Origin of the sequence: Mycolicibacterium hippocampi (assembly GCF_010723735.1) — a bacterium.
GTDB lineage: Bacteria > Actinomycetota > Actinomycetes > Mycobacteriales > Mycobacteriaceae > Mycobacterium > Mycobacterium hippocampi.
The window spans coordinates 1024632-1046274 of sequence record NZ_BLLB01000002.1; the positions used below are offsets into that span (position 1 = coordinate 1024632).

Genomic DNA, 21643 nt, shown 5'->3' on the forward strand with positions numbered 1-21643 from the left:
CCGTGCTCAACCAGCTGATGACCAACAGCGGTCAGGGCGGTGCGAGCCGGTAGATGGCGTCGGCGTCGTCGTCGGTGATGTAGACCGCTCCGTCGGGTCCGGCCACCGCGGCGACCGGCCGCCCCCAGCGGGATCCGTCCTGGTTCTGGAAACCGCCGACCAGGGTCTGCTGGTTGCCCAGCCCGCCGTCGCGCCAGGGGTAGAACGACACCTCCGGCGGACGCGGCGGCTGCCGGTTCCACGATCCGTGGATGCCGACGAGCGCGCCGGATGCGTACGGCTCGGGCAGCCCGCCGTCGACGAAGCTCAGGCCCAGCGGCGCCGAGTGTGCCCCGAAGCTCTGTTCCACCGGCGGCAGGGACGCGCAATCCAGCTGGTTCCCGTCGGGATTGGTCTGCACGTCCCGGATGAAGGGCAGATCGGCCGGTCCGCCATCGGAATTGCAGTAGGGCCAGCCCAGCTCGCGGCCGGGGGCCAACTTCGCCAGCTGCTCGGGCGGATGGTCGTCGACGTACTCGGGGATGACCTGGCCGTAGTCCGGACCGGGTTCGGGGAACGCGACGTTGTCGCGTCCGTTGACCGCGGTCCAGACCGCACCGTCCGGCGCGATCGCGAGCCCGGTGCCGTTGCGGACGCCGGTGGCGAACGGCGCGGCCGGGCCGCCGCCCGGCGGGACCCGCATGATCGTTGCGCGGGGCGGGTCGGCGGTACGGTCCTCGGCCGAGATGTTGCCGGTAGAGCCGATCGAGAAAAAAACGGCGCCGTCGTCACCGACCGCCACGCTCTTCAGCGCGTGGGCGTAGGCGCCCCGCAGCTCGGGGCTGCGGCCGTCGGGAAGACCGCCCGCGACGGTCCGCGGATTGACCGCCGCCCCGTCGGCGTAGTCGTAGGCGTCGATCTGATCACTTTGCGCCACATAGAGAGTCGACCCGGCGAAGGCCAGGCCGTGGGGCTGGTCGAGGCCGTCGAGCAGTACCGATTCCTCGGGCGCCCCATCCGCCGACGGGGTGAATCGCAGCACCCTGCCCTCACTGGGCACCGATACCAGCAGTTCGCCGTCGGGGGTCCACGCCGCCAGCCGCGGTTTCGCGGTGCGCGCCCACACCGACAGCGTCCACCCCTGCGGGACGACGGCCTCGCGCGGTTCATCGAACGGCGCTTCGGCACGGTCGGCGGCGACCTGGACCGGCGCCGCGGCCAATCCGGTTGCCGGTGGCGCGGCAGGCGTGGTCGTGGTGGGTGCCGCGGACGACGACGTCGGCTGCGGTGCCGGTGCGTCGGTGCACCCCGCGAGCAGGGCCACCCCCAGCAGGGCCGCTCCAGTTCGGTTATGCCGCAGCCAGGCCCGCATGCATCTCCCAGACGAGGATCTCCGACGGCTCGGTGGCGGTGATGCGCTGACCGCCCGTGGCGGTGAACCGCACCGCATCCCCCTCGTGCAGCGGGCCCGCACCCTCGAGGGTCACCTCACCACGGGGCACGAACAGGTGCAGGTACGGAGCCTCGGGCAGTTCGACGCTCTGCCCCGGCTGCAGCCGGGCACCGTGCAGGGCTGCGTAGCGGTTGTGGATCGTGATCGCCGCGGCATCACTGTGTTCGGGCATGCCCGATGCGATTGGCACCAGCCCGCCCGTCAACAGTTCGTCGTCGATCTCGAGCTGCTGGTATCCCGGGGTGATCCCCGATTCGTCGGGCACCACCCACATCTGAACGAAATGCACAGGGTCGCTGTGCGATTGCTGGCCGGTCAGCGTCCAGGAGTCGTTCTTCTCCGAGTGCAGGATCCCCTTGCCAGCCGACATGCGCTGGGCCAGCCCCGGGTAGATGACACCCGAGTGGCCGGTGGAGTCCTGGTGGACCAGCGAACCGCGCAACACCCAGGTGACGATCTCCATGTCCCGGTGGGGGTGGGTGTCAAAGCCGGTGCCCGGCTTCACCACGTCGTCGTTGTTGACCAAAAGCAGTCCGTGATGGGTGTTCTCGGGTTCGTAATGGCTGCCGAACGAGAACGAGTGCTTGGAGTCGAGCCAGGCGATCTCGGTTTTTGCGCGGTCGTCGGCGCGTCGGATGTCGACGATGCTTCCAGCACTGGTCATCACGGTCACTCCTCGGGAGTCTTTGTCAGCCTAGGTGGCGGTCCTCCAGCCGACAACATGCATGACACATCATGTATTCCGGTAGGCTGGTCCGATGGAGTGGCTCAGCGACGAGCAGCAGCGCATCTGGCGCAACTACCTGGCGGTGACAAGCAGGTTGCAGACAGCCATGCACCGGCAGCTGCAGCAGGATTGTGAGCTCTCGCTGTCCGACTACGACGTCCTGGTCGCTTTGGCGGAGCGTGGTCCGATGCGGATCCGTGAACTCGGTGAGCTGATCGGCTGGGAGCAGAGCCGGGTCTCACACCAGCTGCGACGGATGCGTGGGCGTGGCCTGCTGCATCGCGAGGGCGACGACGACGACCGGCGGGGCGCCACGGTGGCCGTGACCGACGCGGGCCGGTCCGCTCTGGAGGCCGCCGCCCCCGGGCACGTGGAACTGGTGCGCAGCGCCGTGTTCGACGGTCTGTCCGACGCTCAGCTTCGCGCCCTCGGATCCGTCCTCGAAACGGTGCTCGCCCGGATCCGCTAGCCGCCGGGGCGCTACAGCGTTGCCGGCAGCCCGAACTTCTCGAACAGCCCGTCCTCCTTGAAGGCCACCACGTGGGCGATACCCGCAGGCCGGACGTCGAGCACGTGCAGCTGGAAGGCCTCGTGCTCGCCGGTGCCGGGGTTGAGCATGTACAGCGCCGCCGCCGGCTGACCGTTGGCGGTGGTGGCGCGGAATCGCATGTCGCCGGCCTTCTCGGCGGGGCAGTGCGTTCTCGACAGCGTGATGATGTTGCGCGGACCCTGGTACCAACCGTCGAACGGCGGCATCTCCCACACGGCGTCGGCGGTGAACAGCTCCGCCAGTCTGTCCATGTCGTAGGTCTCGAACGCGGAGATGAATTTGGCGAGCAGGTCCGAGGCCTCCGGCGAATCCGGCGGGGCGGGCTGATCCTCGCGGGTCGGTTGCACCTCGTCGAGTTGGGCCCGGGCCCGCTGCAGCAGGCTGTTGACGGCCGCGGTGGACACGCCGATGGCCGCCCCGACCTCGGCGGCCTTCCACTGCAAAACCTCACGCAGGATCAGCACCGCACGCTGCCGCGGCGACAGGTGCTGCAGCGCCGCCACGAACGCCAACCGGACGGACTCCCGGGATTCGGCGATCACCGACGGATCCGAGGGGTCTTCCCGCGGGCTGTCCGGCAGCGGCTCCAACCACGGGATCTCGTGACGCTCGGCGATGTCGGCGGTGGGATCGGAGGCGGGCGCCCCGAGCCCTGTCGGCAGCGGCCGGCGCTTGCGTCCGTCGAGCGCCGTCAAGCAGGTGTTGGTGGCGATGCGGTACAGCCACGTCCGCACAGACGATTTGCCCTCGAACCCTTTGTACGATTTCCATGCCCGTAGGTAGGTTTCCTGGACCAGATCCTCGGCGTCGTGCAGGGATCCGGTCATCCGGTAACAGTGGGCGAGCAACTCCCGCCGGTACCGTTGCGCGTCGGCGAGAAACGCGTCCTCGGCACCGGCATCATCAAGGGCCAAGACAGTCACAGAGTCAGCTTACGCAGCGGCTCCGACAAGAACGGCGGACAACGGTACGGTCGCCGACGGGGACGTCCGCCCCCGCCCGATAGTCTCCGTGGATGCCCGTGACCCACAGCGAACACAGTTTCGACGGCATCGGCGGCGTCCGCATCGTCTACGACGTGTGGACACCCGACCTGCCCGCCCGAGGCGTGGTCGTCATCGCCCACGGCTACGCCGAGCACGCCCGCCGCTACGACCATGTTGCGGCGCGGTTCGCCGAGGCCGGTCTGATCACCTATGCGCTGGATCACCGGGGGCACGGCCGCTCCGGCGGCAAGCGCGTCTATCTGCGGGACATCTCCGAGTACACCGGTGATTTCCACACCCTCGTCGGCATCGCCGCCGGCGACCACCCCGACCTGCCCCGCATCGTGGTGGGCCACAGCATGGGGGGCGGCATCGTCTTCACCTACGGCGCCGAGCACCCCGGCGACTACACCGCCATGGTGCTGTCCGGTCCCGCCGTCGACGCGCAGGCGTCGGTGTCGCCGGTGATGGCGCGGGTGGCCAAGGTCCTCGGCAGGCTCGCGCCGGGGGTACCGGTCGAGGAGTTGCCCGCCGACGCGGTCTCCCGGGACCCTGAGGTGGTCGCCGCTTACGAGTCGGACCCGCTGGTGTACCACGGCAAGCTGCCCGCCGGAATCGCCCGGGCTCTGATCGGCGTCGGAGAGACGATGCCGCAACGGGCTGGTGCCGTCACCGCGCCGCTGCTGGTGGTGCACGGAGAGCAGGACAGGTTGATCCCGGTGGAGGGCAGCCGGCGCCTGGTCGAGTGTGTCGGCTCCACCGACGTGCACCTGAAGGTGTACCCGGAGCTCTACCACGAGGTGTTCAACGAGCCCGAACAGGCGCTGGTGCTCGACGACGTCACCTCCTGGATCGGGGCGAAGTTGTGAAATATATTGTTGCTCTGGTTCTTTCGCTGACCGTGCTGATCGCAGGGTGTTCGTCGTCGGACACCGAGGCGCAGCCCACGTGGGAGGACGAGGAGGTGACGTTCGAGGCCGACGGACTCACCCTGCACGGCACCTACCGCCACCGCTCCGAGGGTCCGCCGGCCGCGGCGGCGCTGCTGATCTCCGAGAGCGGCAACACCGACCGCAACGGCGACAACCAGGTCGCGGGACCGATCGGGAACATGCGCCAACTCGCCGAGTTGTTGTCCGATCGCGGGGTCGCCAGCCTGCGGTATGACAAGGTGGGCACCGGCCGGACCGGGCTGGGCCCGTTCGCGCAGAACCCGCAGGACGTCGGCAGTTCCGTCTACACCTCCGGTGCGCGGTCAGCGCTGCGGTTCCTTGCCGAGCGCCCGGCCAGCGACCCGGCGCGGCTGTCGGTGTACGCGTTGGGCGAGGGCACGATCCACGCCATGGCGCTGGCCGGCGATGCCGCCCCGGATGCGCCGAAGGTGCACTCCCTAGGCCTGTTCCAGCCTCTGCCGGGACGGTATCTCGACATCATCACCAACCGGGTGACGGCAGACGGCTCACCCGAGACGATCGCCGCGTGGCAGGCTGCGGTCGAGCAGATCCGGACCGAGGGCACGGTTCCCGACACGCTGCCCGACGGTCTGACGTCGATTGTGAACGCGGGCAACGTCCAGGCCGTCGTGGAGGCTGACAGGATCGACCCGCTGGCGCTGGCGGCGGCGGTGCCCGACGGTACCCCGGTACTGCTCACCTGCTCGGACGCCGACAGCCAGGCTCGCTGCGAAGCCGTCCAGCCGCTCGTCGACGCGCTCCAGCACACCGCACTGACGCTCGTCGAACTCGAGGGCGTCAGCCACGTGTTGCGCGACGACCCCACCGACAGCATCGCCAACTACGCCAAACAGGACCCGCTGTCGCCGCAGCTGGTGGCCGCATTGGACGGTTTTGTCGACGAGTAGTCCGACCCACCTGGAAAAGTGGGGCGGGTTACACTCGCCCTGATGACCAGAACAGTGGTGGCACGCGCCTACGGCGGGCCCGAAGTCCTTGCGATACAGGACATCGAGCTTCCCGCCACGGGGCCGGGCCAGGTACTCCTCGACGTCTGCGCCGCGGGTACCAATCCGATCGACTACAAGCTCTACAGCGGCGCCATGGGGGACGATCCTGCTGCGCTCCCGATGCCGGTGGGCATGGAGGTGGCAGGCGTCGTCGCGGCCGTCGGCGCCGGCGCGCAGGGCTATACCGGGGCGCTGTCGGTCGGCGACGAGGTGATCGCCACCACCGTCCGCGGCGGCTACTCCGAGCAGCTCGTCGTCGCAGCCGCGGATGTCGGGCACAAGCCCGCCGAGTTGAGCTTCGAGGAGGCCGCCGGGCTGATCCTCGCCGGTGCCACCGCCTGGCACCTGTTGATGAAAACGGATGTGGGGACAGGCGATACCGTGCTGATCCACGCGGCCGGCGGCGGAGTGGGCCTGATGGCGGTGCAGTTGGCCGCGGCGCGGGGCGCCCGGGTGATCGCGACCGCGAGTCCGTCGGGGCACGACAAGCTGCGCGGATACGGCGCCCACCCGGTCGCCTACGGGCCGGGGCTGGCCGACCGGGTGCGCGCCATCGGAACGGTGGACGCCGCGCTGGACCTGGTGGGCACCGACGAGGCGCTCGACACCTCGGTGGAGGTGGTCGCCGACCGCGCCCGGATCGCCACGATCGCGGGATTCGGCCGGGCCGGTGAGCTGGGCATCGCGGCGCTGACCGGCGCAGACGGCGGCCAGGAGATCCGGGACGCCGCCCGGCCGGAACTGATCAGGCTCGCGGACGAAGGCAAGCTCAAAGTGACGGTGGACAAGGTGTTTTCGCTCGGCGAGGCCGCCGACGCGCACCGCTACCTGCTGGCCGGCCACACCCGCGGAAAAGTCGTACTGGTCCCTTAGCCTCGCGATCATGAGTACCGACGACAAGATGCTGGGCCGGATCGCGGCGCTGTTGCGCCAGGCCGAGGGCACCGACAACCAACACGAAGCCGATGCCTTCATGGCCGCGGCGCAACGGCTGGCCACCGCGGCCTCGATCGACCTGGCCGTGGCCCGGTCACACGCGGACCACCGCACCAAGGCGCAGACGCCGGTGCAGCGCACCATCACCATCGGTGAGCCGGGTGCCCGCGGCCTGCGCACCTACGTGCAGCTGTTCGTGGTGATCGCGATGGCCAACGATGTCAAGTGCGACATCGCCTCGAATTCGACGTTCGTCTACGCCTACGGCTTCGCCGAGGACATCGATGCCAGCCACGCGCTCTACACCAGCCTGGTCATGCAGATGGTGCGGGCGTCGAAGGATTACATCTCCTCGGGAGCACATCGTCCGACGCCGACGATCACCGCGCGGATCAACTTCCAGCTCGCCTTCGGAGCCAGGGTCGGCCAGCGGCTCTCGGAGGCGCGTCAGCAGGCGCAGCAGGAAGCGACCCACGGGCCTGCCAGCGTTCCCGGCACCGCGGTCGCGTTGCGCAACAAGGATCTCGAGCTCAAGGACTACTACCGTCAGGCGTCTCGGGCGCGCGGAACATGGCGGGCGACGAGCGCGACAGCCGGCTATTCGTCGGCGGCCCGGCGGGCAGGTGACCGGGCCGGCCGCCGCGCCAGGCTGGGGGGCGACACCGAGTTTGCGGGCGCTCGCTCGGCGCTGGAGAAGTGATTCGCGATTCCCAGCGCGCAAAGGTTTACGCCGCAGAGGAATTCGTTCGCACGCTGTTCGACCGCAGCGCAGAGCACGGTGACCCTGTGGTGGAGTTCTTCGGCACCCGGCTGACGCTGCCCCCGGAGGCGCGGTTCGCGTCCTCGGAAGCCGTGCAGCGCTACGTCGACGAGGTGCTGTCGCATCCCGCGGTGCTCGAGCGGTGGCCCGCCGCCGCGCCGCTGCGGGTACGGCCACGCCGTGGTGCCACCGCAGCACACTACGAACGGGTGGGTGACCTGGCGACGGTCGCGGTGCCGGAGGGGCGGGCGGCCTGGGCCTTGCGGGAACTGGTGGTGCTGCACGAGATCGCACACCACCTCACGGAATCGGACCCGCCACACGGACCTGAGTTCGTGGCGACGTTCGGTGAGCTGGCCGCGACGGTGATGGGACCCGAGGTGGGCCATGTGTTGCGGGTCGTCTACGCCAAGGAGGGCGTGCGGTAGTCGGTCCCCGGTGCCGCGAATGTACGCAATGTGATGCGTTGGTCGAGTAGCGGTGTCAGAATCCGTACGCTCGGCGCGGACTCAGGGGTTGGAGGGGCTCGTTGGGTTCGAGGCCGGCGACGGAACGTGCGGCTCTGAGGGCGCCGACGCGGCAGCTCCCCGATTGGCGCGAACCTTCAGTGCCACCGTCGCCCCGACGACCAGCGCCGTGCCGATCAGTGCGGGCCACAGCAGTGCCTGGATCAGCGCAACACGGCGTTGTACGCGGATCGTCTGGCGCGCGGCCGCACGTCCTCGACTCGTCAGGCTCATGGGTGTCACCTTTCCGGGGTTGCAGCGGGCAGATACCCCGGTGCTCAGGACGGGAAACACGGCGCATGTGGGTCGCGGTAACGTCGCAGCTGTGACTACGCCCGACTGGGTCCAGCTCGACGCGCTGTTCACCCGCGTGCTGAACACCGAGGACGACGCCCTGCGGGCGGCCCGAGACACCGCGGAAGCCGCAGGCATGCCGCCCATCGAGGTCTCCGCGCAGCATGCCAAGCTGCTGTCGCTGCTGGTGAGCATCGCCGGTGCCCGCAGGGTGCTCGAGATCGGCACCCTGGCCGGCTACAGCACCATCGCGCTGGCCCGTGCGGTCGGCACCGACGGCGTCGTCGTCACGCTCGAGTACGAGACCGCGCACGCCGAGCTGGCGCGGCGCAACCTCGAACGCGCCGAGGTCGCGGACCGCGTGGAGGTGATCGTCGGGTCCGCGCTGGACACATTGCCGACGCTGGCGCAGCGCGGCGAGAAGTTCGATCTGGTGTTCATCGACGCCGACAAGGAGAACAACGTCGCCTACGTCCAGTGGGCCATCACGCTGGGCGGGCCGGGCACCGTCATCGTGGTCGACAACATCGCCCGCAACGGCCGGGTCCTGGATCCGGATCCCGCCGACCGGCAGGCGCAGGCCATCCGCGACATGCTCGACATGATGGGCGCACATCCGCGGCTGGACACCGCCGCCATCCAGACGGTCGGCGCCAAGGCCTGGGACGGCTTCGCGGTGGCGGTGGTCAGGTAGTGGGATCACCCGCACCGAGACGCCGGGCGCAACGTGACGGTTGTCGCGTGGGGGCAACGCGTTTCGGGTACCCGGCGATGATGTGGACAGTGGACAGGCAGATCGACGCGTCCGCGGATGCGGTGTGGCGCATCCTCGTCGACCTGGACGCGTGGCCGCAATGGGGTCCGACGGTCGCCGGTGCGCAACTCGACGGCTCCGGATTCGAACTGGGTGCCACGGGCCGGGTGTGGACGCCTGTCGGGGTCGCGCTGCCCTTCATCATCACCGATCTTGATCCTGGCCGGAGCTGGGGCTGGCGCGTTGCCGGTGTGCCGGCCACCCAGCACGGCGTCGAACCCGCCGACCGGGGCTGCCGGGCGTGGATGAGCGCGCCGGTGTGGGCCCCGGCCTACCTGCCGGTGCTGGCGATCGCCCTGAAGCGCATCGAGCGCATCGCCGGCAGCGCGGCCTGACCACTCAATCCCAGTTCGCAAGCCCCCATTGGGTCATCACCGGTGCGACCAGGGAGGCGTGAATGATGCGCCCGAACACATCGTCGGTGTGAGCGAACAGGATCCCCACCGCGGCGACGGTGCCGTCGGCCTGGCGGGCGTACACCGGTGCGCCGGAGTCGCCGAGATCGTCCCAGGCGCGGAAGGATATCTGCGTGTCGGTGACCGAGGTGATCGGGCCGCAGGACACGCCGGTGCGCGCACCCGACTTGCACAGCTGAGGCTGCTCTCGACGGATGTCCTCGGCGCTCATCACCCGCGAGACCCGCATCGCATCCACCTGGCTCACCAGCGGAACGGAGCTGCCCGCCAGATCCACCAGACCGATGTCACGCACGCCGGGGATCACCTCCCACCGCACGTAGTGCCCGATCACCCGATCGCCCGACGGCGTCCGCTGCAGCACGGTGTCGTTGACCGGGTCCCGGTCGCAGTGCCCGGCGGTGAGCATTCCCGGTGCGCCGCCGGCGGTACGGACGGTGAATCCCGCGGTGCATTGGTAGGGCTGTCCGTTGCCGGCGAGGCTGGTGCTGACCAGGTACGCCCCGGGGCTTGCCACCGGATACTCGCCCCACGCGTGGGCCGCCGGCACCTGAGCGACCGTGAGCGCGGCGAGCACAGCGGCTACGCAAATGGTGATGCCACCGGCGGTCCTGAGTCGGTTCAGCATCCTGCGCCGCGTCACATCCAGATGGCCTTGACGTCCACCGGGTTGACCCGCATGCCGTGACCGCCGATGTCATAGGTGATCAGGGTGCGCAGCTCCTGGGTGGTGATCGTCCAGCCGTTGACGTGAGAGGTCTGGCCGACGCCCAACACGAGATCTGCGGACTCGGGACCGGGGATCGTCCCCGCCACGAAGTACAGCTCTCCGCTGCCGTTCACCGCCGCGAGATTGAGCGGCGCCTGCGACACGGTGAACGGAAGTCCGTCCGTCCTTCCGCAGACGGCGATGGGGCGGGCGGGGTCCTCGTCGATCGTGCTGAACAGACACCGGATCAGGCCGTCCTGGACACGGATGGTCCGGTCACCGTCGGCGGCGACCGCCAGGGGGGTCGAGGAAAATGCACCGAGAACGACCAGCGCGGCCGAAGCCCCGGCAACGATACGACAAATCATGCGATCTCCACCGGGGGTGAGGCCATCTCCAATACGCGATGTTCTCACGATCCGGGCAGTCGCACGGGCGGAACGGCCGGCTTGGTTGAAGCGCGGACGGAACCAGATGTCACCGGATGACGGGGCGTGTCACACCTAGCTGCAGACGGCGCCCGTCGCCGCCGAGCCGACCAGCTTCGTGTACTTCGCCAGCACACCGGTCTTGTACACCGGGGGCAACGGCTCGAAACCCGCTTTGCGCGCGTCGAACTCGTCGACGTCGACGAGCACGTCCAACGTGCCCTTGCCGACATCGAGGCGGATCCGGTCGCCGTCGCGCAGGAAGGCGATCGGACCGCCGTCCACGGCTTCGGGAGCGATGTGCCCGACACACAGCCCGGTCGTGCCGCCGGAGAACCGGCCGTCGGTCATCAGCAGCACGTCCTTGCCCAGCCCTGCGCCCTTGATCGCACCGGTGATGGCGAGCATCTCCCGCATCCCCGGCCCGCCCTTGGGGCCCTCGTAGCGGATGACGACCACGTCGCCGTGCGTAATGGTGCCGTCCTCCAGGGCGTCCAGCGCGGCCCGCTCGCGCTCGAAAACCCTTGCGGTGCCTTCGAACACATCCGAGTCGAAACCTGCGGACTTCACCACCGCGCCCTCGGGCGCCAGCGAGCCGTGCAGGATCGTGATGCCGCCGGTGGGGTGGATCGGGTTGTTCATCGCACGCAGCACCTTGCCGTCGGGGTCCGGCGGCTCGATGTGGGCCAGGTTCTCGGCCATCGTCTGGCCCGTCACCGTCAGGCAATCCCCGTGCAGCAGACCGGCATCCAGCAGCGCCTTCATCACCACCGGCACGCCGCCGATCTCGTCGACGTGCTTCATCACGTACGCCCCGAACGGTTTCACGTCGGCCAGGTGCGGGACCTTCTGCCCGACGCGCGTGAAGTCCTCCAGCGACAGCTTGACGTTCGCCTCCCAGGCGATCGCCAGTAGATGCAGCACGGCGTTCGTGGAACCGCCGAACGCCATGACGACCGCGATCGCGTTCTCGAACGCCTCCTTGGTCAGGATGTCGCGGGCGGTGATACCCCGGCGCAGCATCTCGACCACGGCCTCACCGGAGCGGCGTGCGTACTCTTCGCGCCGCTTGTCGATGGCCACCGGCGACGCGCTGCCCGGCAACGACATGCCCAGCGCCTCCGCCGCCGATGCCATGGTGTTGGCGGTGTACATGCCGCCGCAGGCGCCCTCGCCGGGGCAGATGGCGCGCTCGATGATGTCGACGTCCTCGCGCGACATCAACCCGCGCGAACACGCACCCACAGCCTCGAAGGCGTCGATGATGGTGACTTCCTTCTCGCTGCCGTCGGTGAGTTTCGCGACACCCGGCATGATCGAACCGTTGTAGAAGAACACCGAGGCCAGATCGAGGCGGGCGGCGGCCATCAGCATGCCCGGGATCGACTTGTCGCATCCGGCCAGCAGCACGGTGCCGTCGAGGCGTTCGGCCTGCACCACCGTTTCGACGCTGTCGGCGATCACCTCACGCGAGACGAGAGAGAAGTGCATCCCCTCATGGCCCATCGAGATTCCGTCGGACACCGAGATGGTGCCGAACTCCAGCGGATAGCCGCCGCCGGAATGCACACCGCCCTTGACCGCCTGGGCCAGCCGCTGCAGCGACATGTTGCACGGCGTGATCTCGTTCCACGACGAGCCGACGCCGATCTGCGGTTTGACCCAGTCGTCGTCGGTCATGCCGACCGCTCGGAGCATGCCGCGGGCGGCTGTCCTCTCGAGGCCGTCGGTGACGTCGCGGCTGCGGGGTTTTATGTCGGGCTCCGCCCGACGGGCGGCTTCACTGTCGGGACCTGAGGGCATGGGGCCAAGTATGCCTCCGGGTGTTTCCCCCGGCCAAACCCATATCCATACCCCCTCGGGGTACAAGTACGCTGGGCGCATGAGTTCGATCCCCAGACGCACGGTCGCCGTATTCGCCGCGGCGCTCACGGCCGCCTTCCTGGCAGCATGTGGCGCCCCGGCCGATCCCGCCGCCGACGGTGCCGGGCCCCAGATCCCCGAGACACCGGTGATCGCCGGCGAACCCGCGGGTTACAACGCCGACGACGTCTCGTTCGCCACCAACATGGTCGCCCACCACAAACAGGCCATCGACTTGTCGAAGCTGGTGCCCGACCGCACCGAGAACCCCGAGTTGGCTGCGCTGGCAAGCCAGATCGCGGCGGTGCAGCAGCCCGAGATCAACATCATGAACGTGTTCCTGGTGCAGTGGAACGAGAACCCCGAGGCCGCCACCGACCCCGGCGGCGGGGAGGCCCATGCCGGGCACGGCCAAACCATGCAGGGCATGGTCGACGACGCGACCATGACGGAGTTGGAGTCGCTGCGCGGCACCGAGTTCGACAGACTGTGGTTGGAATCGATGATCAGCCACCACCAGGGCGCGGTCGAGATGGCCAAGGCCGAGGTCGCTCACGGCAAGAACGTCGACGCCATCGCCATGGCCGAGACGATGGTGGCGACGCAGGAGGCCGAGATCGTGCAGATGAAACAGATGCTGGAGGGCAGCAGGCCGTGAGTGAGAACCCACACGCGGGGAGAGCCGACGCAGCGGCCGACACCGGCGACGCGAACCTGCATGGCTACTCGGCGCAGAAAGAGAACTACGCCAAGCGACTGCGTCGCATCGAGGGGCAGGTCCGCGGAATCGCCAAGATGATCGACGAGGACAAGTACTGCATCGACGTCCTCACCCAGATCAGCGCCGTCAACAGCGCACTGCAGTCGGTCGCGCTCGGGCTGCTGGACGAGCATCTCGGCCACTGCGTCACCCACGCCGTCGCCGCGGGTGGCTCCGAGGCGGACGCGAAGCTGGCGGAGGCCTCCGCAGCCATCGCTCGGCTGGTCCGATCCTGAGCTATTCGAGCGCCTCCTCGATGCGCGCCACCTTCGCAGTGAGCTGACCGGTGTGTCCGGGCCGGATGTCGGCCTTGAGCACCAGGCTGACCCGGGGTGCGGCCGCGGCGACGGCATCCACCGCCTGCTTGACCACTGCCATCACCTCGTCCCAATCGCCCTCGATGTTGGTGAACATCGCGTTGGTCTCGTTCGGCAGGCCCGAGGCGCGCACCACCCGGACCGCCTCGGCGACCGCGTCGCCGACGCCGCCGGTCTCGTCGCCGCCGGAAGGACTGATGCTGAACGCCACGATCATGGGACCGAGGGTACGGCGCCCGAGTAACGTTCCGGCGCCCGCAACCGAACATCAATGCAGATCAGCACCCCTGGCGGTGCGAGGAAAATGCGCTCGCAGGCGTGGCCGATCATCGCGTTGTGCCACACTGGACTGAGTCGCAGAACTGGAGGTACACGCATGCGGCAGCAGAAAAGACGCGGTTTGATCGCCACCATGACGGCGGCGATGGTCCTCGCGGCACTGACCCTGAGCGCCCCGTCGGCGCTGGCCCAGCCCGCGCCGCCACCGGCACCGCCGGTCGATCCGCTCGTGCCGCCGCCGGCGAACCCGTTCGTCTTCCCGCCACCGGCGCCGAACCCGTTTGCGCCGCCGGCCAACCCGCTGGCGCCGCAGTCGGCGCAGCCGATGACCATTCCCGAGGGCACCCCGGCCGGGCAGAATCCGACGCCGTTCGTCGGGGAACCGCCCTTCGTGCCGCCGTCGTTCAACCCGGTCAACGGGTCCATCGTGGGCGCGGCCAAGCCGATCTACATCAATTTCCAGCGCCCCATCGCCAACCGGCAGATGGCCGAGGACGCGATTCACATCTCGTCCACCCCGGCGGTGCCCGGCAGGTTCTACTGGACCAGCGACACCCAGGTGCGTTGGCGTCCGCAGGACTTCTGGCCGGCGGGCACGGTCGTCAACATCGACGCCGCCGGCACCAAGTCGAGCTTCACCGTCCCCGAGCAGTTGGTGGCAACGATCGACGACAACACCAAGCAGATGGAAGTCATGCGAGACGGCGAGCTGGTGAAGACCTTCCCGGTCTCCCTGGGTAAGTCCGGCTACGAGACCAAGAACGGCACCTACTACGTGCTGGAGAAGTTCGACGACATCGTCATGGACTCCTCGACGTACGGCGTGCCGGTCGACGACCCGTCCGGTGAGGGCTACAAGCTCAAGGTCAAGGATGCGGTCCGGATCGACAACAGCGGCATCTTCGTGCACGGCGCACCGTGGTCGGAGGGTTCGCAGGGCTCCAGCAACGTCAGCCACGGCTGCATCAACCTCAGCGCAGAGGATGCGGCGTGGTTCAAGCAGAACTTCGGCAGCGGCGACGCGGTCGTCATCAAGAACACCGACGGCGGGATGTACACCCAGCCCGACGGTGCGTCTGATTGGCAGATGTTCTGAGCGGATAGCTCGCCCGCTTTCCCGGCGGGCGGTGCGCGCACCGTGCCACGATGAGGGCAGGCCGATGGCCGGCCCGGCCGTCGGCATTCACCTGAGGGTGGGCCGATGCCCGGTGACGACAAGGCGGTAGCGCGCGCAGGTGCCGCGATCGTGCTGGTGCTGCTCGCCATCTTCGCGCTACGCGGCTACCTGCCAGGAACCGAGGCCGCCGTTGAGTCGCGCGAGCCCGAACCCGAAGCCGACGGACCCGGCAGCGTCATCGCCGTCCTCGCCATGTTGGTCGTCTCGATGACCATCATCGCGATCTCCGTCGCCGCGCAGTCCCGCCGCCGGCCCGCGATCCCGGCAGCCGAGGAGCCACGCGGCTACCGCAGCGAGCGCCTCGGCCCGTCGTGGCGGCTGCTGGCGATCGCCGCCGCCGGCCTGCTCGTCTGGTTGCTGCTGGTACTGCTGCTGATGCGGTGGGGGGCTGGGCTGACCGTCGATGAGATGCCGCTGGCAGATCCCGACTCCGGGGCCGCCGAGGAGACCGGCAGCACCGCCACCGCGCCACCGGAATCGCCCCGCGGCGGCGGCGGTGACGTGTTCGGCTACCTCGCGGCGGCCACCGTCACGATGCTTGTCCTCGCCGTCGTCGCGGCGATCGCGGGACGACGGCGAACCCGGGCCCCGGCGGCCGAGCTCGTCGCCGCGGAGGCACCTGATCCGGGTCGGTCCGCAGGACCGGATCTGGCCAGGGCAACCGAACTGGGCCTGGCCGAGATCGGCGACCGCAGCCGTGACCCGCGCGAGGCCATCATCGCCTGTTATGCGGCGATGGAACGCGAACTGGAGAAGTCGCCGGGCACCACCCCGCAGCTCTCCGACACCCCATCGGAGGTGCTGGCGCGGGCGGTCGCTCGCCGGGCGTTGCCCGCCGACAGCGCGGCCGAACTGGTCGACCTGTTCGAAGAGGCGCGGTTCAGCCCGCACGTGATGAACGAAGGCCACCGCGAGGCTGCGGTCCGTGCGTTGCGTCTGGTGCAACAGGAACTGCCGGCCGCCCCATGAAAAAAATGGTTCTCGGCGCGGTGTTGCTGGTGGTGACGGTGCAGCTGCTGGCCATCACCCAGCTCGACCGCACCCTGGTGTTGGGGGTGACAGGGGTGGCGCTCGGCGGTGCGCTGGCCGCCGCCCGGTGGCGCCTCACCCATCACGCCGCCGGCACCTTGGACGACGCCGCGGTCGACGATTCGGGGGCGTCACTGCGCCGCTGGCTGACCCGCACCGAGACGCTGATCTCCTGGTCGGAGTCCACGCGCTCTGACTGGGACCGCCGGCTGCGCCCGATGCTGGCCCGCCAGTTCGAACTCGCCGCCGGGCAGCGGAAAGCCAAGGACCCGAGAGCGTTTCACGCCACAGGTCGCATGCTGTTCGGGGACCAGCTCTGGCAATGGGTCGATCCGGAGAACATCTCTCGGACCGGTGGAACCGAGCCGGGACCCGGCCGCGAGGCACTCAACGACATCCTCGAACGTCTGGAGCGGTTGTGACCCAAGACCTCGAGCCTGCGGCCACGACGGCACTTTGCGAATCGGTGCTCGACGAGATCGGCCGGGTGGTGGTCGGCAAGCGCCGGGCGCTGAACCTGATCCTGACCACCGTGCTCGCGCGTGGCCACGTCCTCGTCGAGGATCTACCGGGTCTCGGAAAGACGTTGATCGCCAAGTCCTTTGCCGCCGCGTTGGGGCTGGAGTTCACCCGCGTGCAGTTCACCCCCGACCTGCTGCCCGCCGACCTGCTCGGCTCGACGATCTACGACATGCATTCGGGCCGGTTCGAATTCCGCCGCGGACCCATCTTCACCAACCTGCTGCTCGGCGACGAGATCAACCGGACACCGCCCAAGACCCAGGCCGCGCTGCTGGAGGCGATGGCCGAACAGCAGGTCAGTATCGACGGGGCGACCCACCCGCTGCCGGTGCCCTTTCTGGTGCTGGCCACCGACAACCCGATCGAGTACGAGGGCACGTACCCGCTGCCGGAGGCGCAGTTGGACCGGTTCGCGATCAGGCTGGAGCTGAAGTACCTGTCCGAGCAGGAAGAGGCCACGATGCTGCGCCGCCGCCTCGACCGCGGATCGGTGCCGCCGGCCGTGCAGCAGGTGGTCGACGCCCGCGACCTGGTGGCCATGCAGGAGTCGGTCGAAGAGGTGACCGTCCACGACGACGTCCTGCAGTACGTGGTTTCGCTGGCCACCGCGAGCCGGCAGCATCCGCAGGTCGCCGTCGGCGCCAGCCCGCGCGCCGAACTCGATCTGGTGCAACTGGCGCGGGCGCATGCGCTGCTGCTCGGCCGCGACTATGTGATCCCAGAGGACGTCAAGGCGCTTGCGGTGCCGGCACTGGCGCACCGGATCAGCTTGAAGCCCGAGATGTGGGTCCGGCGGGTACAAGGCGCCGACGTGGTCGACGAACTGCTGCGGCGGTTGCCGGTGCCGCGCGCCCGGGGAACGCAGTGACCGCTTCTGCTGAGACCAGCCACGTTTCTGTCGCGTTGCGTTGGCGCGCAGCACCGTTGGCACGGTCGATCGCCACGTGTGCCGGCATCGCGGTGGTCTGCGCGCTGATCGCCGGCAGGTGGGAGCTCATCGCGTTCGCGGCGCCGCTGCTGGGTGTGCTGTGTTCGCTGGGCTGGCAGCGGCCGGTGCCGACCGTGGCGGTCCGCACACAGCCGGGGTTTCAACGCTGTTTCGAATCCGAGCAGGTCCGGGTCGACGTGCACGCCGAGGCCGATGACGGCGGCACCGTCGCGCTGCACTGTTCGGTGCCGGCCGGGATGGAACTGCAGGACGTCACGCCAGGTGTCGGCACCTCGGTCGCCGTCAAGGCCGCACGGTGGGGGCGCTACCCGATCCGGGTCACGGTGCGGGTGCTCGGCCGTGGTGGACTGCTGGAGGGCAGCGGAACCGTCGACGCCGCCGAAGTGTGCGTGTTCCCGGTGGCACCACCGCAGTCCACCGCGATTCCACGCACCGATCTGCTCGACCGGCTGGGCACCCACCTCACCCGCCACCTCGGTCCCGGCGTGGAGTACGCCGACATCCGCCAGTACGTCCCCGGTGACCAGCTACGAACCGTCAACTGGCCGGTCAGCGCGCGCCGCGGTGCGCTGCACGTCACCGAGCGGTTGACGGACCGGGCCGCCGACGTGGTGGTGCTGCTGGACACCTACCCGCAGCCCCCGGGGCCTGCCACGGCCGCGGCGGAGCGGACGGCGCGGGGTGCCGCCCAGGTCGTGCAGAGTGCGCTGCGCTTCGGCGACCGCGCCGGACTGGTCGCGCTGGGCAGCAGGAGCACCCGCTGGCTGGGCGCCGACATCGGGCAGCGGCAGTTCTACCGGATCCTCGACACGATGCTCGGCGCCGCCGACACCTTCCAGACCGCGGCGGGCAGCCTGGCCCCGAGGCCGGCCCTGCCGCCGGGCGCGATCGTCGTCGCGTTCTCCACCATGCTCGAGACCGAATTCGCCCTGGCGCTCATCGACCTTCGCAAACGGGGACATGCCGTGGTCGCGGTCGACGTCCTGGAGGACTGCCCGGTCGAGGGTGTGCGCGATCCACTGGTCAACAGGATGTGGACGCTGCAACGCTCCTTCATGTACCGCGACATGGCCACCGTCGGCGTCGACATCGTGGGCTGGCCGGGAACCGCCACGCTGGACCAGGCGATGGCACTGGTGCCTGACCACCGCAAGGGGGCGCGGCGGTGAAACTGTTGCTGCCCAGCGCATTCGGTGTTCTGATGGTCGGCGCTGCCGGCTACCGGGCTGACGGACCCGCGCTCGCCGCGGTTGCCGCTGCGCTGATCGCGGTGGTGCTCGCGGCGTGGTGGCGGCAGGCGGCCACCGCCGCGGTGCTGCTGGCAGTGCTGACCGTGGTGCTGGCTGAACCCGCCCCGATGTTCACCGCCCTCGCCGGGCTGGCCGCCACCGCCTACCTGGTGCTGCGGCACGGCCCGGCCGGCGCCACCACACCGACGATGTTCGCCGCCGTCGGCTTCGCCGTGGTCGCCACGGTGGGGGTGGTGGTACCGATGCAGATGCCGTGGCTTCCGCTGGCCGCCCCCCTCGCCCTGCTGGGCGGTTACCTGCTGGCGCTGCGGCCGTACCTCGGGGGCGGCGTCGGTGGTTGGATTGGCGGACGAACAGCACGTGGGCCAGGTGCCCGCCAGATCGGCAGTCCTAACTGAAGCCGTTCGCCGAGACCGGTTGGCAGGAAGGGCCGGTGTGGGTGTTCTGCGGATCGAAGTTGCCGCCCCACGGATCTGCAGGATCGATCGCCAACGCCTGCCACCCACGTGACCCGACCCAGTCCGGCCCCGCCTCTTCGGCCGTCTGGCCGGGAACGCCGATGTCGGGAGTCCGGATGCTGGCGGTGCCGAGCGTGCCCTCATTGGCGACGCACAGGTCGCTTCCCGAGACACGCGCCGCCTGCTCGGACCGGACCTGACCGTCCGGCGCCAGCTGGCTCATGGACGGATCGTTGGGGTCGGCATGGGCCTGCGCCGTCCCGAAGGTGAGCGCAGCGGCGATCAGAGTCGCGGCGCTACAACCGAATCCTGCTCTGCGAGAAATGGTTCGCCATCTCGGTGCCATGGGTCCTGCTTTCTCGTGAGGTCGGGGCGTCCGACGGCTTGGCTGGTCGCAACCAACCGTATGACCGGCTCGGTCGCCGGTCCATCCGCCCAAGCGATCTGGTAGCTGATTGACAACTCTCAGCCAGCTTGGAACGGCCCCGTGCCCGAGATCGCTAGTTCCAGATGCGTACCCGCCGCTGCGGTTCGAGGTACAGCGAGTCGGACTCGCTGACCTCGAAGGCCTCGTAGAACGCGTCCATGTTTCGGATCACGCCGTTGCAGCGGAATTCCGGTGGCGAATGCGGATCCACCGCGAGCCGGCGGATCGCCTCGGCCTCACGGGATTTCGTGCGCCACACCTGGGCCCACCCGAAGAACACCCGTTGCTCCCCGGTGAGTCCGTCGATCACCGGTGCCGGCTCGCCGTTGCGCGACAACCGGTAGGCCAGCAGTGCGATCGACAGGCCGCCGAGGTCGCCGATGTTCTCGCCGACGGTGAACGCTCCGTTCACGTGGTAACCGTTGCCGCCCGAGGCCAACTCGCGCGGGACGAACTCTTCGTACTGTTCGATCAACGCCTTTGTCCGAGTGCTGAACTCGGCACGGTCCTGGTCGGTCCACCAGTCCACCAGGTTGCCGTCGCCGTCGTACTTGGCGCCCTGGTCGTCGAATCCGTGTCCGATCTCGTGCCCGATCACCGCACCGATCCCGCCGTAGTTGGCGGCGTCGTCGGCGTCGGCGTCGAAGAATGGCGGCTGCAGGATCGCTGCGGGGAACACGATCTCGTTCATGCCCGGGTTGTAGTACGCGTTGACGGTCTGCGGCGTCATGAACCACTCGTCCCGATCGACCGGGCCGCCGAGCTTGGCCAGCTCGCGTTGATGCTCCAGCTCGTAGCCGCGTCGGTAGTTGCCGTAGAGGTCGCCGCGGTCGATGACCAGCGCCGAGTAATCCCGCCACTTGTTCGGATAGCCGATCTTGGGGGTGAACTTGTCGAGCTTGACCAGTGCCTTCTCGCGGGTCTGCGGCGTCATCCATTCCAGCTGGTTGATGCTCACCCGGTAGGCCTCGCGCAGGTTGGCGACCAACTCGTCCATCCGGGCCTTGGCCTGCGGCGGGAAATACCGCTCGACGTAGACCCGGCCCAGCGCCTCACCCATCAGGCTCTCGACCAGCGAAACACCACGCTTCCAGCGGTCGCGGATCTCTTCGGTGCCCGACAGTCTGCGTCCGTAGAACTCGAAGTCCGCGGCGACCAGCTCGTCGGTGAGCAAGAACGCCCTGCGGTGGATGACGCGCCAGCGGGCCCAGTTCTTCCACGTCTCGAGGCTTTCGCCGCCCCACAGTTCGGCGAAGGCGGTCAGGAAGTCCGGTTGGCGGACCACAAGCTCGGCCGCCTGTTCCGCGGTGGCACCGAGGCCGGTGAGCCAGCCGGTCCAGGCGAAACCGGGGGCCTCGTCGGTCACCTCGGCGAAGGTGCGCAGGTTGTAGGTCAGATCGGCGTCGCGCCGCTTGACCACATCCCAGTGGGCGGCCGCGATCCGGGTCTCCAGCGCGACGATGCCGGCGGCGGCCTCCGCGTGGTCCTCGGCGGTGCCCCCGTGGACGAGGGCGAACATCGCCGCGATGTGCCGCGGGTAGGCGGCCAGGATCTCGGCGTGCTGGTCGTCGCGGAAGTACGACTCGTCGGGCAGCCCGATACCGGACTGGCTCAGATGCAACAGGTAGCGGGACGAGTCCTTGGAATCGGTGTCGACGTAGAGGCCGATGCCGCCGCCGATGCCGGTGCGCTGCAGCGTCCCGAGTACCGCTGCGAGCGCGTCGGGGGTGTCCGCGGCGTCGATGTCGGCCAGCTCCGCGAGCAGTGGCGCCAGGCCGCGTCGGCGGATCTTCTCCTCGTCCATGAAGCTCGCGTACAGATCGCCGATCCGTTGCTGATCGGTGCCTGCAGCGGCCTCGGCATCTGCTGCTTCGGTGATCAGGTCGCGGATCTGCTCCTCGGCGCGGTCGTACAACGTGCGGAACGCTCCGTCGGTCGCCCGGTCCGCCGGGATCTGGTATTCGGTGAGCCACCGGCCGTTGACGTGACCGAACAGGTCGTCCTGGGGCCGGGCCGTGGTGTCGATGTAGTTGAGGTCGATGCCGGACTTGGTGTCGTGATTCGCTTCTGCCGTCACCCCCACATCCTTCC

25 protein-coding genes and 1 pseudogene are annotated in these 21643 nt (G+C 69.1%); 16 read left to right on the forward strand and 10 right to left on the reverse strand.

Going from position 1 to position 21643, the window contains the following annotated elements:
- Positions 1–31: 31 nt before the first annotated feature.
- Both G6N53_RS06020 and G6N53_RS06025 read right to left on the reverse strand, forming a co-directional pair.
- Positions 32–1351: a PQQ-dependent sugar dehydrogenase gene (locus tag G6N53_RS06020; RefSeq protein ID WP_163887654.1), complete on the reverse strand. Its 1320-nt coding sequence runs from the start codon at positions 1349–1351 to the stop codon at positions 32–34.
- Positions 1329–2096, reverse strand: a complete 768-nt coding sequence (locus G6N53_RS06025; protein ID WP_163887655.1) for a pirin family protein — start codon at positions 2094–2096, stop codon at positions 1329–1331. The genes G6N53_RS06020 and G6N53_RS06025 overlap by 23 nt, the downstream gene beginning before the upstream one ends.
- Positions 2097–2190: 94 nt before the next feature.
- On the opposite strand from G6N53_RS06025, the gene G6N53_RS06030 reads away from it, so the two are divergent.
- A complete protein-coding gene (locus tag G6N53_RS06030) occupies positions 2191–2628 on the forward strand; it encodes a MarR family winged helix-turn-helix transcriptional regulator (RefSeq protein WP_163887656.1) in 438 nt (145 codons plus the stop codon).
- An 11-nt stretch (positions 2629–2639) separates the two neighbouring features.
- Here the strand turns inward: G6N53_RS06030 and G6N53_RS06035 are convergent.
- Positions 2640–3661: pseudogene (locus G6N53_RS06035) on the reverse strand (sigma-70 family RNA polymerase sigma factor).
- Positions 3662–3724: 63 nt separating this feature from the next.
- Between G6N53_RS06035 and G6N53_RS06040 the strand changes: the two are divergent.
- Genes G6N53_RS06040 through G6N53_RS06060 form a run of 5 tightly spaced genes read left to right on the forward strand, consistent with a single transcriptional unit; the run spans position 3725 to position 7782 of the window.
- Positions 3725–4564 carry an alpha/beta hydrolase gene (locus tag G6N53_RS06040; RefSeq protein ID WP_163887658.1) on the forward strand — a complete coding sequence of 280 codons (840 nt, stop codon included), beginning with the start codon at positions 3725–3727 and terminating at the stop codon, positions 4562–4564.
- A complete protein-coding gene (locus G6N53_RS06045; protein ID WP_163887659.1) occupies positions 4561–5556 on the forward strand; it encodes an alpha/beta hydrolase in 996 nt (331 codons plus the stop codon). The genes G6N53_RS06040 and G6N53_RS06045 overlap by 4 nt, the downstream gene beginning before the upstream one ends.
- 42 nt (positions 5557–5598) lie before the next feature.
- On the forward strand, positions 5599–6531 hold the full coding sequence (locus G6N53_RS06050) for an NADP-dependent oxidoreductase (RefSeq protein ID WP_163887660.1): 933 nt from the start codon (positions 5599–5601) through the stop codon (positions 6529–6531).
- A gap of 10 nt (positions 6532–6541) precedes the next feature.
- Positions 6542–7294: a DUF2786 domain-containing protein gene (locus tag G6N53_RS06055; RefSeq protein ID WP_163887661.1), complete on the forward strand. Its 753-nt coding sequence runs from the start codon at positions 6542–6544 to the stop codon at positions 7292–7294.
- Complete coding sequence (locus G6N53_RS06060; protein ID WP_163887662.1) at positions 7291–7782, forward strand: TIGR04338 family metallohydrolase; 492 nt, start codon at positions 7291–7293, stop codon at positions 7780–7782. Before G6N53_RS06055 ends, G6N53_RS06060 begins: the two co-directional genes overlap by 4 nt.
- Before the next feature lie 81 nt (positions 7783–7863).
- Here the strand turns inward: G6N53_RS06060 and G6N53_RS06065 are convergent, their stop codons facing one another.
- Positions 7864–8094 (reverse strand): hypothetical protein, encoded by a 231-nt coding sequence (locus tag G6N53_RS06065; RefSeq protein ID WP_163887663.1) that lies wholly within the window; start codon positions 8092–8094, stop codon positions 7864–7866.
- Between the two features lie 91 nt (positions 8095–8185).
- Here G6N53_RS06065 and G6N53_RS06070 point away from each other — a divergent pair, with 91 nt between their 5' ends.
- Both G6N53_RS06070 and G6N53_RS06075 read left to right on the forward strand, forming a co-directional pair.
- Positions 8186–8848, forward strand: coding sequence for an O-methyltransferase (locus G6N53_RS06070; RefSeq protein WP_163887664.1), 663 nt, complete (start codon positions 8186–8188; stop codon positions 8846–8848).
- Positions 8849–8928: 80 nt separating this feature from the next.
- Positions 8929–9303: an SRPBCC family protein gene (locus G6N53_RS06075; protein ID WP_163895522.1), complete on the forward strand. Its 375-nt coding sequence runs from the start codon at positions 8929–8931 to the stop codon at positions 9301–9303.
- Positions 9304–9307: 4 nt separating this feature from the next.
- Here G6N53_RS06075 and G6N53_RS06080 read toward each other — a convergent pair whose 3' ends face one another.
- From G6N53_RS06080 to ilvD, 3 genes are all read right to left on the reverse strand, one after another.
- A complete protein-coding gene (locus tag G6N53_RS06080; RefSeq protein ID WP_237166433.1) occupies positions 9308–9961 on the reverse strand; it encodes a chymotrypsin family serine protease in 654 nt (217 codons plus the stop codon).
- A gap of 62 nt (positions 9962–10023) precedes the next feature.
- Positions 10024–10461 (reverse strand): hypothetical protein, encoded by a 438-nt coding sequence (locus G6N53_RS06085; protein ID WP_237166434.1) that lies wholly within the window; start codon positions 10459–10461, stop codon positions 10024–10026.
- A gap of 135 nt (positions 10462–10596) precedes the next feature.
- Positions 10597–12324: a dihydroxy-acid dehydratase gene (gene ilvD, locus G6N53_RS06090; protein ID WP_163887666.1), complete on the reverse strand. Its 1728-nt coding sequence runs from the start codon at positions 12322–12324 to the stop codon at positions 10597–10599.
- Between the two features lie 79 nt (positions 12325–12403).
- Between ilvD and G6N53_RS06095 the strand changes: the two genes are divergently transcribed.
- Positions 12404–13042 carry a DUF305 domain-containing protein gene (locus G6N53_RS06095; protein ID WP_163887667.1) on the forward strand — a complete coding sequence of 213 codons (639 nt, stop codon included), beginning with the start codon at positions 12404–12406 and terminating at the stop codon, positions 13040–13042.
- Positions 13043–13098: 56 nt separating this feature from the next.
- Positions 13099–13380 (forward strand): copper-sensing transcriptional repressor RicR, encoded by a 282-nt coding sequence (ricR, locus tag G6N53_RS06100; RefSeq protein ID WP_163895526.1) that lies wholly within the window; start codon positions 13099–13101, stop codon positions 13378–13380.
- A 1-nt stretch (position 13381) separates the two neighbouring features.
- Here the strand turns inward: ricR and G6N53_RS06105 are convergent, their stop codons facing one another.
- The gene (locus G6N53_RS06105) at positions 13382–13678 is read right to left on the reverse strand and encodes a thiamine-binding protein (protein ID WP_163887668.1); all 297 of its coding nucleotides are present in this window, start codon (positions 13676–13678) and stop codon (positions 13382–13384) included.
- Positions 13679–13837: 159 nt separating this feature from the next.
- Between G6N53_RS06105 and G6N53_RS06110 the strand changes: the two genes are divergently transcribed.
- From G6N53_RS06110 to G6N53_RS06135, 6 genes are all read left to right on the forward strand, one after another.
- Positions 13838–14836: a L,D-transpeptidase gene (locus G6N53_RS06110; RefSeq protein ID WP_163887669.1), complete on the forward strand. Its 999-nt coding sequence runs from the start codon at positions 13838–13840 to the stop codon at positions 14834–14836.
- 105 nt (positions 14837–14941) lie between these two features.
- A complete protein-coding gene (locus G6N53_RS06115) occupies positions 14942–15886 on the forward strand; it encodes a DUF4129 domain-containing protein (protein WP_163887670.1) in 945 nt (314 codons plus the stop codon).
- On the forward strand, positions 15883–16368 hold the full coding sequence (locus G6N53_RS06120) for a hypothetical protein (RefSeq protein ID WP_163887671.1): 486 nt from the start codon (positions 15883–15885) through the stop codon (positions 16366–16368). The genes G6N53_RS06115 and G6N53_RS06120 overlap by 4 nt, the downstream gene beginning before the upstream one ends.
- Positions 16365–17336: an AAA family ATPase gene (locus G6N53_RS06125; RefSeq protein ID WP_163887672.1), complete on the forward strand. Its 972-nt coding sequence runs from the start codon at positions 16365–16367 to the stop codon at positions 17334–17336. Before G6N53_RS06120 ends, G6N53_RS06125 begins: the two co-directional genes overlap by 4 nt.
- Positions 17333–18586 (forward strand): DUF58 domain-containing protein, encoded by a 1254-nt coding sequence (locus tag G6N53_RS06130; protein WP_163887673.1) that lies wholly within the window; start codon positions 17333–17335, stop codon positions 18584–18586. Before G6N53_RS06125 ends, G6N53_RS06130 begins: the two co-directional genes overlap by 4 nt.
- Positions 18587–18618: 32 nt before the next feature.
- A complete protein-coding gene (locus G6N53_RS06135; RefSeq protein ID WP_237166704.1) occupies positions 18619–19065 on the forward strand; it encodes a hypothetical protein in 447 nt (148 codons plus the stop codon).
- On the opposite strand, the gene G6N53_RS06140 is transcribed toward G6N53_RS06135, so the two are convergent.
- Both G6N53_RS06140 and G6N53_RS06145 read right to left on the reverse strand, forming a co-directional pair.
- Complete coding sequence (locus G6N53_RS06140; RefSeq protein ID WP_163887674.1) at positions 19058–19348, reverse strand: hypothetical protein; 291 nt, start codon at positions 19346–19348, stop codon at positions 19058–19060. The two genes, G6N53_RS06135 and G6N53_RS06140, sit on opposite strands and share 8 nt — an antisense overlap.
- 277 nt (positions 19349–19625) lie before the next feature.
- The gene (locus G6N53_RS06145) at positions 19626–21629 is read right to left on the reverse strand and encodes a M13 family metallopeptidase (protein ID WP_163887675.1); all 2004 of its coding nucleotides are present in this window, start codon (positions 21627–21629) and stop codon (positions 19626–19628) included.
- Positions 21630–21643: the final 14 nt, after the last annotated feature.